This window comes from Streptomyces flavofungini, from assembly GCF_014650815.1.
Classification (GTDB): Bacteria; Actinomycetota; Actinomycetes; order Streptomycetales; family Streptomycetaceae; genus Streptomyces; species Streptomyces flavofungini.
Genome location: NZ_BMVR01000015.1, coordinates 39,289 through 53,906, shown reverse-complemented (window position 1 = coordinate 53,906; position 14,618 = coordinate 39,289). Strand labels below are relative to the sequence as shown.

The 14,618-nt window shown below is 71.1% G+C and carries 15 protein-coding genes; 12 read left to right on the top strand and 3 right to left on the bottom strand.

Annotated features, from left to right (window positions below):
* The first annotated feature begins 358 nt into the window (after positions 1–358).
* Positions 359–1,135: an SAM-dependent methyltransferase gene (locus tag IE274_RS31560; RefSeq protein WP_190119472.1), complete on the top strand. Its 777-nt coding sequence runs from the start codon at positions 359–361 to the stop codon at positions 1,133–1,135.
* A 16-nt stretch (positions 1,136–1,151) separates the two neighbouring features.
* On the opposite strand, the gene IE274_RS31555 is transcribed toward IE274_RS31560, so the two are convergent.
* Positions 1,152–2,093, bottom strand: a complete 942-nt coding sequence (locus IE274_RS31555; RefSeq protein WP_190119357.1) for an MBL fold metallo-hydrolase — start codon at positions 2,091–2,093, stop codon at positions 1,152–1,154.
* A 349-nt stretch (positions 2,094–2,442) separates the two neighbouring features.
* Between IE274_RS31555 and IE274_RS31550 the strand changes: the two genes are divergently transcribed.
* The 3 genes from IE274_RS31550 (at position 2,443) to IE274_RS31540 (ending at position 4,992) form a co-directional block, all read left to right on the top strand.
* Positions 2,443–2,814 (top strand): MarR family winged helix-turn-helix transcriptional regulator, encoded by a 372-nt coding sequence (locus IE274_RS31550; protein ID WP_229909954.1) that lies wholly within the window; start codon positions 2,443–2,445, stop codon positions 2,812–2,814.
* 44 nt (positions 2,815–2,858) lie between these two features.
* On the top strand, positions 2,859–3,920 hold the full coding sequence (locus IE274_RS31545) for an aminoglycoside phosphotransferase family protein (RefSeq protein WP_190119355.1): 1,062 nt from the start codon (positions 2,859–2,861) through the stop codon (positions 3,918–3,920).
* A 79-nt stretch (positions 3,921–3,999) separates the two neighbouring features.
* Positions 4,000–4,992 carry a TAXI family TRAP transporter solute-binding subunit gene (locus IE274_RS31540; protein ID WP_190119354.1) on the top strand — a complete coding sequence of 331 codons (993 nt, stop codon included), beginning with the start codon at positions 4,000–4,002 and terminating at the stop codon, positions 4,990–4,992.
* A 91-nt stretch (positions 4,993–5,083) separates the two neighbouring features.
* On the opposite strand, the gene IE274_RS31535 is transcribed toward IE274_RS31540, so the two are convergent.
* Together IE274_RS31535 and IE274_RS31530 are read right to left on the bottom strand one after the other, a co-directional pair.
* Positions 5,084–6,514 (bottom strand): sensor histidine kinase, encoded by a 1,431-nt coding sequence (locus IE274_RS31535; RefSeq protein WP_190119353.1) that lies wholly within the window; start codon positions 6,512–6,514, stop codon positions 5,084–5,086.
* 9 nt (positions 6,515–6,523) lie between these two features.
* Positions 6,524–7,213, bottom strand: a complete 690-nt coding sequence (locus tag IE274_RS31530) for a response regulator transcription factor (protein ID WP_190119352.1) — start codon at positions 7,211–7,213, stop codon at positions 6,524–6,526.
* A gap of 360 nt (positions 7,214–7,573) precedes the next feature.
* Between IE274_RS31530 and IE274_RS31525 the strand changes: the two genes are divergently transcribed.
* The 8 genes from IE274_RS31525 to IE274_RS31495 all read left to right on the top strand — a co-directional run bounded on the left by IE274_RS31525 (position 7,574) and on the right by IE274_RS31495 (position 14,553).
* On the top strand, positions 7,574–8,350 hold the full coding sequence (locus tag IE274_RS31525; RefSeq protein ID WP_190119351.1) for an amino acid ABC transporter ATP-binding protein: 777 nt from the start codon (positions 7,574–7,576) through the stop codon (positions 8,348–8,350).
* A 131-nt stretch (positions 8,351–8,481) separates the two neighbouring features.
* Complete coding sequence (locus IE274_RS31520) at positions 8,482–9,402, top strand: glutamate ABC transporter substrate-binding protein (protein WP_190119350.1); 921 nt, start codon at positions 8,482–8,484, stop codon at positions 9,400–9,402.
* Between the two features lie 109 nt (positions 9,403–9,511).
* The gene (locus tag IE274_RS31515) at positions 9,512–10,159 is read left to right on the top strand and encodes an amino acid ABC transporter permease (protein WP_190119349.1); all 648 of its coding nucleotides are present in this window, start codon (positions 9,512–9,514) and stop codon (positions 10,157–10,159) included.
* Positions 10,156–11,235: an amino acid ABC transporter permease gene (locus IE274_RS31510; protein WP_229909944.1), complete on the top strand. Its 1,080-nt coding sequence runs from the start codon at positions 10,156–10,158 to the stop codon at positions 11,233–11,235. Before IE274_RS31515 ends, IE274_RS31510 begins: the two co-directional genes overlap by 4 nt.
* 222 nt (positions 11,236–11,457) lie before the next feature.
* Positions 11,458–13,311 (top strand): FAD-dependent monooxygenase, encoded by a 1,854-nt coding sequence (locus IE274_RS31505; protein ID WP_190119348.1) that lies wholly within the window; start codon positions 11,458–11,460, stop codon positions 13,309–13,311.
* Positions 13,312–13,378: 67 nt separating this feature from the next.
* Positions 13,379–13,465: a putative leader peptide gene (locus IE274_RS40465; RefSeq protein WP_361832679.1), complete on the top strand. Its 87-nt coding sequence runs from the start codon at positions 13,379–13,381 to the stop codon at positions 13,463–13,465.
* 72 nt (positions 13,466–13,537) lie between these two features.
* Entirely contained in the window at positions 13,538–14,098 is a 561-nt protein-coding gene (locus IE274_RS31500; protein WP_190119347.1) for a cupin domain-containing protein, read from the top strand.
* A 14-nt stretch (positions 14,099–14,112) separates the two neighbouring features.
* Positions 14,113–14,553, top strand: a complete 441-nt coding sequence (locus tag IE274_RS31495) for a rhodanese-like domain-containing protein (RefSeq protein WP_190119471.1) — start codon at positions 14,113–14,115, stop codon at positions 14,551–14,553.
* Positions 14,554–14,618 lie beyond the last annotated feature (65 nt).

Here is a 14,618-nt window from a genome sequence, read left to right as displayed (position 1 = left end):
TCCCGCGCATCGACGCCGACCCGCGTGCCAAGGGCCGACCCGCGCTCGAAGGCCGCCCCGCGCGTAAAGATCGCCCCGCGCGTGAATGCCGTCCCCCATAGCCCCCACCCCCTCGAAAATCGCCCCTCCGTAAGGGCGTTCATGCGTGCCGTGCCGCAGGTGTGCGATGGACGCTCACATTCCGCGACTAGATTGCCTCCTGGCACATCAGCCGGACGCGCGAGCCACGGCCCCCGCCCCGCCACAACGTCACACGTAAAACGTCACGCCAGGAGGCGATCACGTGACCGCGAGCCCTTCCCCGCAGGAGCCGTCCCCGCAGGACTCGGCCGACGCGGCCGACGCCGTACGGAACCGGATCAACACCGCGCAGCCGCACACCGCGCGGATCTGGAACTACTGGCTCGGCGGCAAGGACAACTACGCGGTCGACCGAGAGGCGGGGGACAGCATCCGTGAACTCCACCCCGGAATCGGTGACTACGCGCGCGCCGACCGGCTGTTTCTCGGCCGCGCGGTACGGCACCTGGTGGCCGACTGCGGCGTACGCCAGTTCCTCGACATCGGCACCGGACTGCCGACCGCGGACAACACCCACGAGGTGGCCCAGCGGATCGCTCCGGAGTCACGCATCGTCTACGTAGACAACGATCCGCTGGTTCTCACCCACGCGCGCGCCCTGCTGACGAGCTCGCCCGAAGGGCGGACGGACTACCTGGACGCCGACATGCGTGACGTCGAGTCCGTCCTGGAACACGCCTCCCAGACGCTGGACTTCAGCCGTCCGGTCGCGTTGATGCTCCTGGGGGTCGTGATCTTCATCGAGGACGACGACGAGGCCCTGGGTCTCGTACGCCGCGTCATGGACGCGCTGCCCTCCGGGAGCCACCTGGTCCTCTCGCACACGATCACCAGCCCGGCGATGCCGGACGTCGACGCCGCGGTGGCCTTCTGGAACGAGCACGGCACTCCGAAGCTGACGCAGCGCACTCCGGAGCAGGTCGCCAGGTTCTTCGACGGCCTCGAACTCCTTGAGCCCGGCGTGGTCTCCTGCTCGCGGTGGCGTCCGGAGCCGACGGGGCCCGACGAGCCGGACGAGGTGGCCATGTTCGGCGGTGTGGCCCGCAAGCGCTAGGCCACGCACAGCCCGGTCACGACAGCGGGGCCCAGGCCGTCCGCCCCTGGGCGTCCCGCACGGCCCGGCCGAACACCACGTCCGCGAAGTGGATGCCGAAGCCCAGCGTGCCGGGCTTGCCCAGCTCGTCGACGAGGCGGTGGCGCTGCTCGGCGGACCGCACCGGGTCGAGGTCGACCGCCGCCGACCACTCGGGGTGGGCGATCTGGACCGGGCTGTGCAGGGCGTCGCCGAACGCGAGGAGCCGTTCGCCGTTCGAGGTGATCTCGAAGGTCAGATGGCCCGCCGTGTGACCGGGCGTCATGAGGGCGCGTACGCCGGGGAAGACCTCTTCGCCGTCGGTGACCGTGCGGACCCGGTCGGCGAAGACGGCCAGCCTCTCGGCGGGCGCCCCGTGCGCGGCAGCCAGATGCCGCTGCTCCCACTCGGGCGCGGAGACGAGGTGGGCGGCGTGTGCGAACGGCGGCCGGTCGCTGCCGGGCGCGGGGTTCCAGGACCAGCCGAGGTGGTCGCCGTGCAGATGCGTGAAGGCGACCGCCTCGATGTCCTCGGGGCTGCGGCCCACCTGACGGAGGCTGTCGAGGAGTCCGCCGCTCCGGAGGGCGCCGATGCGCTCGTTGGCCGGATCGTCCGGCGCGACCTGGGGGCCGAAGCCGGTGTCTATCAGCAGGGCCCGGTCGCCGTTCTCGACGAGCAGTCCGCCGACGCTCGCGACCAGGTGCCCTCGTTCGTCGAGGTGGTCGGCGTACGGCTCCCAGTCCGCCGCGGTCGTCGCGGGCAGCCAGCCGTGCGGCTTCAGGCCCACCGCGCCGTCGGCCAGATAGCTGATCCGCAGGTCGCCCAGGCGGATGGTGCGAGTGTGGGCAGGACGGCGGTACCGGTCGTCCGGGCTGATCTCCGAGGGGCTCGTCGAGCTGGTCTCCGCGTTGATCTGCGAGCTGTTCTGCGAGCTGGTCATGGGACTCCCTGGGAGGTCGGGGGGCGCTGGTGGCACGGGTGACGTGGGTGCGGGCAGGCGGAACCACGCGGAACGGATGGCTTCCCGGCCGCACCAAGAACGTTAGAGCTGCAATCATTCGAGTTGCAACTATTGCAGTTCGATGCGATTGCGTAAGCTGGGCCGCATGACGACATCGCGGACGGGAGCGCGGGCCACGACGGGCACGCGGGGCGGCGCGGCCGACGGGACGGGTCCCCGCGCCGAGGCCGCCGCGGCCCCGGGCGAGACGGCTCCCCGAGCCAAGGGCCCCGGGTCCCCCGCCCGATCCGAGCTCCAAGCCGCCGCCGACCGCCGCGTCTGCGGCCTCGTGGGCACCCTGGCCCGCCGCATCGACGCCCACGTGCGCGACCGCGCCACCACCCTGGGCCTCACCGCCCCGCAGGCCGTCGCACTGCGCGAGCTCACCGGCCCGCTGACCCTGCGTGAACTGGCAGAACGCATGTGCTGTGAGCCATCCAACGCCACCTTCGTCTCCGACCGCCTGGAGGAGCAGGGCCTGGTCGAGCGCCGCCCGCACCCCAGCGACCGCCGCGCGAAGCAGCTCGTCCTCACACCCGACGGCAGCGCCCTGCGCGAGCGCCTGATGGCCCTGCTCTCCGCCGAGTCGCCGCTCGCGCCGCTCACCCAGCAGGAGCAGGACACCCTCCAGGACCTGCTCCAACGCGCCGTCGACCGCTGAGAATTCGGTTTCGCCGGGGCCGTGCGACGACGAAGAATGCCCGCATGACGACGCCCACCGACGAGCCCCACCAGAACGGCAAGCTGCACGCCGGGGAGCCGGACATCGACGTACCCCTGGTCCGAAAGCTGCTCGCCGCCCAGTTCCCGCAGTGGGCGCACCTGCCCGTCGAGCAGTTCCCCTCGGCCGGGACCGTCAACGCCGTGTTCCGGCTCGGCGACGCCATGGCCGTGCGCCTGCCCCGGATCGCCGGGGGCGCCGAGGACGTGGCCAAGGAGAGCCACTGGCTGCCCTGGCTCGCGCCGCAGCTCCCGGCGACCATCCCCGCCGTGCTGGGGCGCGGCGAGCCCGGTGAGGGCTATCCCTGGACCTGGTCCGTCCACAGCTGGCTCGACGGCGAGAACCCGGCCGCCGGGGCGCTCACCGATCCCGTCGCGCTCGCCGCGGACCTCGCCGCGTTCATCACGGCACTGCGCCGCGCCGACGCCACGGACGGGCCGCCCGCCTATCGCGGCGCCCCGGTGGCAACGGAGGACGCCGAGACGCGTGCGGCGATCGAAAAGCTGCGGCGGATGGGACGGACGGGGCACGCAGGACAGACGGGACAGACGGGCCAAGCAGGCCAAGCAACGCAGACGAAACCGAACGGCACCGACGCCCCGCTCGACCTCGACGCCTCCCCCGCCCCCTCCCTCTCCCCCGTCGACACCCGCATCGACCTAGATGCCGCCACCGCCGCCTGGGAGGCGACCCTCCGCACCCCCGACTGGCACGCCCCGCCCGTCTGGGTCCACTCCGACCTCATGCCCGGCAACCTGCTGGTCCGCGACGGCCGCCTGCACGCGGTGATCGACTTCGGGACCGCGGGCGTGGGCGACCCCGCCTGCGACCTGATCGTCGCGTGGAACCTCCTGCCCGCCGACGCACGCGACGCGTTCCGCGTCGCGACCGGCGCGGACGACGCGATGTGGGCGCGCGGGCGCGGCCGCGCGCTGTCCATGGCCCTGATCCAGCTCCCGTACTACGCCGTCACCAACCCGGTGCTCGCAGCCAACGCGCGCCATGTGATCCACGAGGTGCTGGCCGACCACGCGCGCGGCGACTGACAGCCCGCCCGCGCCCCGGCCTCGTACCGGCACGGCCCAGCCTGGCCAGTTCGCCGCGCGAGGTGGCAGGATCGCGCTCATGTTCGCGGCCCTGCACCTCAGCCGGCGCCGGGCCCTGCAGGCCTCGGCTGCCGCCCTCGTGGTGTTCGGGCTGCTCCTGTGGTGGCTGCTCCCGGTGGGCGAGAGTTCGCCGCAGGGCCGGATGACCTTCAGTACGGGAGTGAAGGGCGCCGTCTACGAGACGTACGGGAAGCTGCTGCGCAACGCCGCCGCCGAGGACATGCCGGACCTCGACATCGATCTGCTCAACAGCCAGGGCTCGCAGCAGAACGTCGAGCGGGTCGCGACGGGCAAGGCCGACTTCACCATCGCGGCGGCCGACGCCGTAGAGAAGTACCGCCTGGAGGACCGCCCGGGCGCGGACCGGCTGCAGGGCTGCGCGCGGCTGTACGACGACTACGTGCAGCTCGTCGTGCGGCGCTCGTCCGCCATCACGGAGGCCGGTGACCTGCGCGGCAAGCGAGTTGCCGTAGGGCAGCCGCGCTCGGGCGTACGGCTGATCGCCGACCGGGTGCTCAAGGCCGCGGGGCTGCGCCTCGACAAGGACATCAAGGCGCTGCCCGCTGGCATAGACACCGCCCCCGAGCTGCTGCGGAACGGCGACATCGACGCGTTCTTCTGGTCGGGCGGGCTGCCCACCACCTCCGTGCGCGAGCTGTCCGAGGGCCTCGCGATCCGCCTCGTACCGCTCGGCGACCTGGTCAACGCGCTGCACAAGCTGGGCGGCGCGTCCCGCTACTACCGCGCCGCCACCATGCCGGCCGACGCCTACCCGCAGACTCAGCAGGGCGCCTCCGTGCCGACACTCGCCGTGGCGAACCTCCTGGTGACCACCGACCGGGCCGACCCGGAGCTCACGGAGGGGCTGACCCGGACCGTGATCGACAGCCGGGACCACATCGGCGCGCGCGTGCACGCGGCCCAACTCGTGGACCTGCGCACCGCCCTGTACACCGACCCCCTCACGCTGCACGAGGGCGCGCGGCGCTACTACCGCTCGGTCAAGCCCTGAGGCCGAGCCGGAAGGCGAGTCCCGAGGCCGAGCCGGAAGCCGTCCCCACCCCGCCCCGAAGCCCCGTCGCTCCCCCTGTCCCCGCCCCGCGCTATTTCCGGGCCGCCCCCTGCCCCTCCGGTGCCTGCCGCGGAATGCCGACCGTCACCTTCAGGCCCTGGGGTTCGTGCCGTTCGTAGGCCATCGTGCCGCCGCCCGACGCGAGCAGTGCCCGGGAGATCGACAGGCCGAGGCCCGAGCCCTTGACGTTCTGGTGGCGGTTGCTGCGCCAGAAGCGGTCGCCGACGCGGGCCAGTTCGTCGTCGGTCAGGCCGGGGCCGCCGTCGGTGATGACGACAGTGGTCCTGGAGTCGGCTGCGGTGACCCGCACCCGCACCTCGGCTCCCTCCGGCGTGAACTTGAGGGCGTTGTCGATCACCGCGTCCAGGGCGCTGGACAGGGCGACCGGGTCCGCCCAGCCGGTCGTCGCCGGGCACTCCCCGGCCAGCCGCACGCCCCGCTCCTCGGCGAGCGGCCGCCAGGCGGCGACGCGCTCGGCCGCCAGCTCGCCGATGTCGGTGAGCTGGAGATCCGCTGCCGCGTGTTCCGCGAGCGCCAGGTCGAGCAGGTCGTCGAGGACCTGCGCGAGGCGCTTGCCTTCGGTGCGCACCGAGGCGATCTCCTCGTTGCCCTCGGGCAGTTCGAGGGCCAGGAGCTCGATGCGGAGCAGCAGGGCGGACAGCGGGTTGCGCAGTTGGTGCGAGGCGTCGGCGACGAAGGCGCGCTGCTGCTCGAGGACGTCTTCGACGTTGTCCGCCATCTCGTTGAACGACCGGGCCAGGCGTCGAAGTTCCGGCGGACCGCCGGCGGCTGCGACCCGCGAGGCGAGGCGCCCGGTGGCGATGTCGTGGGTGGTGGCGTCCAGGACCCGCACCGGGCGCAGGACCCAGCCGGTGAGGCGCAGCGCGGCGCCGACCGCGAGGAGCATCGCGGCCGACTCGCCCGCGCCGATGAGCAGCCAGCCGTGCAGGGTCTTCGCGCGCATGCGTCCGGTGGGCGAGTCGGTGACGACGACGGCCACGACGTCGCCGTCACGGATCACCGGTGAGGCGACGACGATCCGCCCGCCCTCGTTCCAGGGCCACACCTGGGGCGGGTTGTGGCTGCCGCGGGAGCGCAGGGCCTCGTCGAAGGCGTCGCTCACGCCTCCGCCGCCGGTGGGCAGGTACCAGTCGCCGGGGGCGTGCGCCATGGGGAAGCGGTCGCGGAAGAACACGCCCGCCTTGATGCCGTAGACCTCGTGGTAGTAGTCGAGTTCCTTCTGCAGGGTCTCGCGGCGCTCGTCCTTGTCGCGCACCCGGGAGCCCGAGGGGCGCTGGGTGACGAACTGCGCGAGCGCCGCGAAGCGCGCCGTGTCGTCGATGCGGTCGACGACCACCTTCTGCTGCTGCGCCGACGCCACGCTGACCGCGAGCGGGAAGCCCAGGGCCAGCAGCACGCCGGCCATGAGGACGATGAGGAGCGGCAGGAGGCGGGCGCGCACCTGTGCCCGCTACGTCGCCGGGGCGACGAGCCGGTAGCCGACTCCGCGCACGGTCTCGATCAGGGCGGGCATGTGCAGCTTGGCGCGCAGGGACGCCACATGGACCTCCAGCGTGCGCCCCGTGCCCTCCCAGCTCGTGCGCCACACCTCACTGATGATCTGCTCCCGCCGGAAGACGACTCCGGGGCGCTGTGCGAGCAGCGCGAGCAGGTCGAACTCCTTGCGGGTCAGCTGGACCACGTCGCCGTCCACGCTGACCTGCCGGGTGGGCAGTTCGATGCGGACGCTGCCGAGCCGCAGTTCGGTGTCGGCGGACTTCTTGGCGGCGCCCGCCGAGGGGCGGCGGATGACGGCGTGGATGCGGGCGATGAGTTCCCCAGTGTCGTACGGCTTCACTACGTAGTCGTCGGCTCCGAGGTTGAGGCCGTGGATGCGGGAGCGTACGTCGGCGCGGGCGGTGACCATGATGACGGGGATGGAGGTGCGCTTGCGGATCTTGCCGCAGACCTCGTAGCCGTCCTGGTCGGGCAGGCCGAGATCGAGGAGCACGACTCCGAAGGGTGCCGCTTCGCCGGGCAGCAGGGCCTGCAGGGCCTCCTCGCCGCTGCGGGCGTGGGTGACGGCGAAGCCGTGCCGGGCCAGGACCGCCGACAGGGCGGCGGCCACGTGGTCGTCGTCCTCGACGAGCAGCAGTCTCATGCGGTCTCCCCCCAGCCCATCGGCCCCCCATTCGTTCATCGGTCGTTTCGTTCCCGCTCACGCGGTTCCGCATGTGTGTTCGCGGCCGCCGTGCACACGCGCGTGCGCGCGTTTTCCAGCGGTATCCGGGTGCGCGAAAGCACCCAAGGCATCCACGCCGATGGATAAGGACCGCGTCAAGGCCCTTAGGGTCACGGACACGTTCCGTTATGCACCCGGTACGCAGCCGGGGCGCCCTCTTCACACGGAGTGTCCGGTTGCGGCCGGATCGTTATGCTCAATTTCCCCTCAGATGTAATGACGCTGGTCGCACCGGGTTACTACTGTCCTCCCAACCCGAGGAGGATGGAGCAACAAGCCGTGACCGAAGTATCGGTGACCAAGGACGCCAAGCCCGCGGCGGACGACCTTGTCGTGCTGAAGGGTGTCAACAAGCACTTCGGCGCCCTGCACGTCCTCCAGGACATCGACATGACCATCGCCCGTGGCGAGGTCGTCGTCGTGATCGGTCCCTCCGGGTCGGGCAAGTCGACGCTGTGCCGCACCATCAACCGCCTGGAGACCGTCGATTCGGGAACGATCACGATCGACGGCAAGCCGCTGCCCCAGGAGGGCAAGGAGCTCGCCAAGCTCCGGGCGGACGTGGGCATGGTCTTCCAGTCCTTCAATCTCTTCGCGCACAAGACCGTGCTCGAGAACGTGATGCTGGGCCAGACCAAGGTGCGCAGGACGGCCAAGGCGGAGGCGGAGGCGAAGGCGCGCACCCTGCTCGACCGGGTGGGTGTCGGCTCCCAGGCCGACAAGTACCCGGCGCAGCTCTCCGGCGGCCAGCAGCAACGCGTCGCGATCGCCCGCGCGTTGGCGATGGGCCCCAAGGTGATGCTCTTCGACGAGCCCACCTCGGCCCTCGACCCCGAGATGATCAACGAGGTCCTCGAGGTCATGCAGCAGCTCGCCCGGGACGGCATGACGATGGTCGTCGTCACGCACGAGATGGGCTTCGCCCGGTCGGCGGCCAACCGCGTCGTCTTCATGGCGGACGGCCGGATCGTCGAAGAGGCCGTACCGGACCAGTTCTTCAGCAACCCGCGCAGCGACCGGGCCAAGGACTTCCTGTCGAAGATCCTGCATCACTGACGCGCACCCGCGAGCGCCCCGCCGGCGCGGCCCGCGCGCCGAAGTCGCCGGGAGCGCCGCGGACGCCATCCCGATGCCAGGACGCACCACAGCGTCTCCCCCAACCTCCGCCGAAACAAAGGATGTCCACCATGAAGGTTCGCAAGTCCGCCGCCGCGGCGGCGGTGATCGCCGCTCTCGCCCTGACCGCCACCGCCTGCGGCGGCGACTCCGGGACCGCCGGTGACAAGCCGAAGGGCGGCGCCGGTGGCAAGGACCAGCCGAAGCTGCCCACGTACGCGGTCGCCAAGAACGTCAAGATCGACTCGTCGACCCTGAAGAAGGCCCAGAAGGACGGCGAGATCGTCTTCGGTGCCAAGAACGACCAGCCGTTCCTCGGCTTCGAGGACACCGACGGCAAGCGCTCCGGGTTCGACATCGAGATCGCCAAGATGGTGGCGGCGGACCTCGGCTTCCCCGCGGACAAGGTCAAGTTCGAGACGATCGACTCGAACGTGCGTGAGACGGCCATCTCCAAGGGCCAGGTCGACCTCTACGTAGGCACGTACACGATCAACGACGAGCGCAAGAAGCAGGTCGGGTTCGCCGGACCGTACTTCATGGCCGGCGCCGACCTGCTCGTCCGCAAGGACGACAAGGACATCACGGGCCCGAAGTCCGTCAAGGGCAAGACGGTCTGCTCCATCAAGGGCTCGACGCCGCTGCAGGAGATCAAGAAGTCCAAGTACGGCGCCAAGACCGTCGAGCTGTCCAAGTACTCCGAGTGCGTCCAGCAGCTGCTGAACAAGGAAGTCGACGCCGTCACCACCGACGACGCGATCCTCAAGGGCTACGCCGCCCAGCGCCCGGAGAAGCTGAAGGTCGTCGGCGACCCCTTCACGAAGGAGCCGTACGGCGTCGGCATGAACAAGGACGACAAGGCCCTGCGGGACGCCGTCGCCGACGCCCTCGAGGCGCACCAGAAGAACGGCGACTACAAGAAGGCGTACGACGCGACCCTCGGTCTGTCCGGCTCCCCGTACGAGGAGCCCCCGGCCCTCGAGCGCTACTGATATCTCCGTCCGATCCACCGGCACTGAGCGTCGCGCCCTGTGGGTGCCGTCACGGCACGCGCAGGGCGCGGCAGCTCCGCCCGACAGCAGCCGCCGCTAGGACATCTCCGTGAATGTTTTGCTCGATCATCTCCCGGAATTCCGGGAGGGGTTCATAGGAACCATCCTGCTGACCCTGGCCAGCGGAGCCCTCGCGATGGTGCTGGGGATCGTGATCGCCGGGTTCCGCGTGTCTCCCGTGCCCCCGCTGCGCTTCTTCGGCGCGGCCTGGGTCACGCTCTTCCGGAACACCCCGCTCACGGTGCTCTTCCTCGTGGCGTGGTTCGTCGTTCCCGTGATCTTCATGCCGGGTCTCAGTCCCTGGACCAAGGCGCTGCTCGCGCTCGGCTTCTACACCTCGGCCTTCGTCTGCGAGGCCATCAGGTCCGGCATCAACACGGTGCCCCTGGGCCAGGCGGAGGCCGCCCGCTCCATCGGCATGACGTTCTTCCAGACCCTGCGTCTGATCGTCCTGCCGCAGGCCACCCGTACGGTGATCCCTCCGCTCAGCTCGATCTTCATCGCCCTGACGAAGAACTCCGCCATCGCGGGCGCGTTCAGCGTGACGGAGTTGTTCGGCGTGCAGAAGCTGCTCAGCGACAAGGGCTTCGACATCGCCTGGATCTTCCTCTGGGTGGCCCTCGGCTACCTGATCATCACCTTCACCATCAGCGGTCTCTTCCGGCTGCTTGAGCGCCGCTTGGGGGTCGCGCGATGAGTGCGAACGTCCTGTACGACGCGCCGGGACCGAAGGCCCGTCTGCGCAACCGGATCTACACGGTCATCGGCTCGCTCGCCGTGCTCGGCCTGATCGTCTTCGCGGTCTTCCGAATGCACGACAAGGGCCAGCTGGAGCCCGAGGTCTGGGACATCTTCAACAACGCGGGCGTGCGGAACAACATCCGCGACGGCCTCCTGAGCACCCTCAAGGTGTTCGCCCTGGCAGGGGTCCTCTCGCTCGCCCTCGGCCTGCTGCTCTCCGTCGGCCGGCTCTCGGACCACCGGGCGATCCGCTGGTTCGCCACGGGCTTCATCGAGCTGTTCCGCGCCGTCCCGCTGCTGATCACCATCTACGCCCTGTGGGTGCTGATCCTCACCTACCAGAACGACCTGGGCGTGATCGGCGAGAACAGCGCCTTCTGGGCCCTGGTCATCGGCCTCACCGTGTACAACGGCTGCGTCCAGGCCGAGGTGTTCCGCGCAGGCGTCAACGCCGTGCCCCGCGGTCAGGTCGAGGCCGGGTACGCGCTCGGCCTGCGCAAGTCGCAGGTCATGATCACTCTGCAGATGCCCCAGGCGATCCGCTCCATGCTGCCGACGGTCATCAGCCAGCTGGTGGTGACGCTGAAGGACACGTCCCTCGGCTACATCATCACGTACGACGAACTGCTCTTCGCCGCCCGCACGATGGCGAACAACATCATCGTCAACGGCGAGAACCCGATCACCCCTGTGGTCATCGTCGTCGGCGCCATCTACATCGTGATGTGTCTGGCCCTTTCGTCCCTCGCCACGTGGATCGAACGGCGCGGCAGCCGGGCAAAGACGGGCATCAGGGTGGCGGCGGCCGCGGAGCCCGCCGAGGCCCCGCAGGTGCTCGACAAGCCCGTGTCGCCCGTCGTCCCGCCGACGGCGGACAGTGTGGCCGTGGCGAAGGAAGCGGCCTCTACGGAGGGTGCGACTTCCACGGACGGTAGGACTTCCACGGACGGTACGGCTGACGGTGCGGCCACGGCCGACGGCGGTGCCTCCGAGCCGCCGGAGGACACCCCTCCGCCGGACCTCAAGAAGTAGCGCGTTCGCGCGCACACCGCGACGGCCCGTCGGATTCCCGGCGGGCCGTCGCCGTTTCGGTACGCCGCCGAGTCTCCCGAAGGGGTGCGCCCCGAGCGTCCGCTTGACGGGGTGCCATGCAGTCTGTTGCATACGTTCTGTGATCGTGCACCGGGCTCCAACTGCCATTTCCTGTACGTACGTCCAGCACTCCCGGACAGTCCTGGCAGGAGGCCGCGCGCCGTGGACCCGGTGATCGTCGTCGGCGCGGGCCCCGTCGGCCTCACCCTCGCCCTGGCCCTCGCACGTCACTCCGTCCCCACCGTCGTCCTCGACGAAGGGCCCGGCAAGGACGAGCAGCGGCCCGCGCGGACCGCCGTCCTGCGCGAGGACACCACGGCGCTCGTCGAACGGCTCGCCGGGCACTCCTTCGGCGATGTGGAGACCGGCGCGCGCTGGACCGGATGGCGTTCGATGCGCCGCAAGCAGGTGATGCGGGAGCTCACTTTCAGTGACGAGCTGCCCTCTCCGTTGCACGTCCCGCAGCACGAGCTGACCGGCGCGCTGCGGGCCGCCATCGCCGAGGAACGCCTCGTCAAGATCGCGGTGGAGAGCAAGCTCGACGCCCTGGAGCAGGACGCCTCCGGGCTCACCGCCCATACCCGCGGCCCCAAGGACACCTGGTGGCGTGGCAGTTATCTGGTGGGGTGCGACGGGCCCCGCTCGACCGTGCGCAAGCTGCTCGACGTCCGTTTCCCGGGGCGCACGGCGGTGGAGCGGCACGCGGTCGCCGCGCTGCGTACGGAACTTCCTTGGCCCGGCCAGGCGTTGTTGCATCGGAGCCCTCCTTGGCGCGGTGGCGGTGCCGAGGTGACGGGACGTCCGCTGGCCGAGGGCGCGTGGCGGATCGACTGGCTCCTGCCGCCGCGCGGCGAGCTGGTGACACCCGACGTCCTCGTGGCCCGTATCCGCGAGACGCTCGCCGGCTGGTGCGGCGGCGCGACACCGTCGTACGAACTGCTGGACACCGGCGTCCACACCGTCCACCACCGCCTCGCCCGCCGGTGGCGGGTCGGCCGTGCCTTCCTGGCCGGGGACGCCGCGCACCTGCTCGGCGCGCTCGGCACCCAGGGCCTCGACGAGGGGCTGCGCGACGCGGACAACCTCGCCTGGAAGCTGGCCCTGGCCTGGCACCACGGCCCGCGCGAAGCCCTGCTCGACAGCTACCAGACCGAGCGGCGCGGCGCCGTCTCCGGACGCCTGCGCGCCGCCGACCAGGCACTGCCCGCACTGCGCGGCGGCAAGGGGCTGCGGGCGTACGTCCCCGGGACCGCGCGCGGCCAGGACGCCCTGCTCATGGACGGCCATGTGGGCAACGGGCAGTTGGGCGGGCCCGGCAAGTACACCGACTCGCCGCTGGCTCCGGAGCATTCGGACTCCGTCGTGGCGGTGGACACGGAACCAGGCAGTCCGGTCACCGACGTGGGTGTGACCGCGCCCGACGGCACCTTCGTCCGGCTGCGGGACCGGCTCGGCCACGGCCACCTGCTCGTCGTGCTGGTGGCGCCGGGCACCGTCGTGTGGGAGCGGCGGCACTGGGTGACGGCCGGGATCATGCCCCGGCTCGCCGCTGCGGTCACCGCACTCCCCCACCCCGCCGAACTCCTCGTCGCGGAGGCATACCCGGGCGCCGCGGCCCACACCGTGCTTCTCGTACGCCCCGACGGGCATCTGGTCACCGCGCTCAGCGGCGTGCGTCCGGCGGAGCTGTACGCGGCGGCGGAGGCGGCGCTAGGTGAGGGTGCGGAGGGGCGGGACGGGGCTGGATCCGGCGCGGGAGCCGGGGCCGGGGTGGGCCGCAGCGGCGGTGCGGAGCGCGGTGGGGCGGGTTCCGGTGTGGGCAAGGGGGGCGCCGAGGCCGGGGCTGGTGCCGGTTCCAGCGCGGGTGGGAGCGGTGCGGTTGCCGGTCCCGGCAACGAGTCCGGCGCCTCGCCCGAGCACCTGTCCGACTCCGCGTCCGGCACCCCCGCCCGCACTCCTTCCAACGCTCCGACCAGCGGAAAGCGTGGCCCCAAGAAGCCCGGTCGCTCATCCTGAGACGACCGACCGACCGGATGCTGAACATGAGTTGACCGTCTTCCGGCCGCGTGGTCTACTCCGGACCATGACCGACACCGCTGTTCGCCTGTGGCGGAGGGTCCATATGGACCTCGTCCGCTATGCGGGCTGCGTGTGTCAGCCGTCCTGCTGAATTCGCCATTCCTCCTTTTCCGCGCATGCCGTACGCCGGTGTGCGCTTCCGCGAACTCACTGGACGGCCTCTATGTCTGCCTCCGTACCGGCTTCTGCGCCCGTGCCCGCCGCGCTGCCCACGCCCGCCCGGCCGACGGCCAAGCCCACGTCGGCCGAGCTCCTCGACTTCGTACGCCGCACCGCGGCCGACACCGACCTCATCGCCTCGCTGCCCCTGGACGCGGAGGGCCGCACCTGGGTGCGCCTCGAGGGCCCGCACGGCAGCGAGGCCTGGCTGATCAGCTGGCCGCCAGGCACCGGCACCGGCTGGCACGACCACGCCGAGTCGGTCGGCGCGTTCACCACCGCCGCGGGCACCCTGAAGGAGAACTCGCTCGCCGCCCGCCTGCCCACCGACGGCTGGAAGACCCTGGAACTCACCGAGGGCGTCGACCGCGAACGGCAGCTCGTCACGGGACAAGGCCGGGCCTTCGGCCGCAACCACGTGCACGAGGTCCTCAACGAGTCCACCGTCCAGCACGCCATCTCCGTACACGCCTACTACCCGCCGCTCCCTCAGATCCGCCGCTACAGCCGCACCGGCGCCGTGCTGCGTCTCGAGCACGTCGAGCGTCCGGAGGACTGGCAGTGAGCGCGGGCCTGGAAGTGAACGGCGTCCCCGGAGTCCCCGCGGAACAGCACGCCTCCGGAGAACCCCAATCCCCCGTAGGCATCGACGAGTTGCTGGAGCGGGTGCGGCGCGGTCTCGACCGGGTCACTCCGGAGCAGGCGTACGACATCGCGGACTCGGGCGGCCTGCTCGTCGACACCCGGTACGCGGAGCTCCGCGAGCGCGACGGCCTGATCCCCGGTGCCCTCGTCGTCGAGCGCAACGAACTGGAGTGGCGTCTGGACCCCCAGGGAAGCCACCGCGCCCCTGAGGCCGCCAGCCATGAGCTGCGGGTCGTGGTGTTCTGCAACGAGGGCTACGCGTCCAGCCTCGCCGCCGCTTCCCTGCGGCAGTTGGGGCTGTGGCACGCGACGGACATCATCGGTGGATTCCAAGCGTGGAAGGCGGCGGGGCTGCCGGTCGAGCAAGTCGAGTAAGGGGCGCCCGCCATTGCGGACTGCCCCTTACTCCTTGGCTTTCACCTCTTGGCCGTCACTCCTTG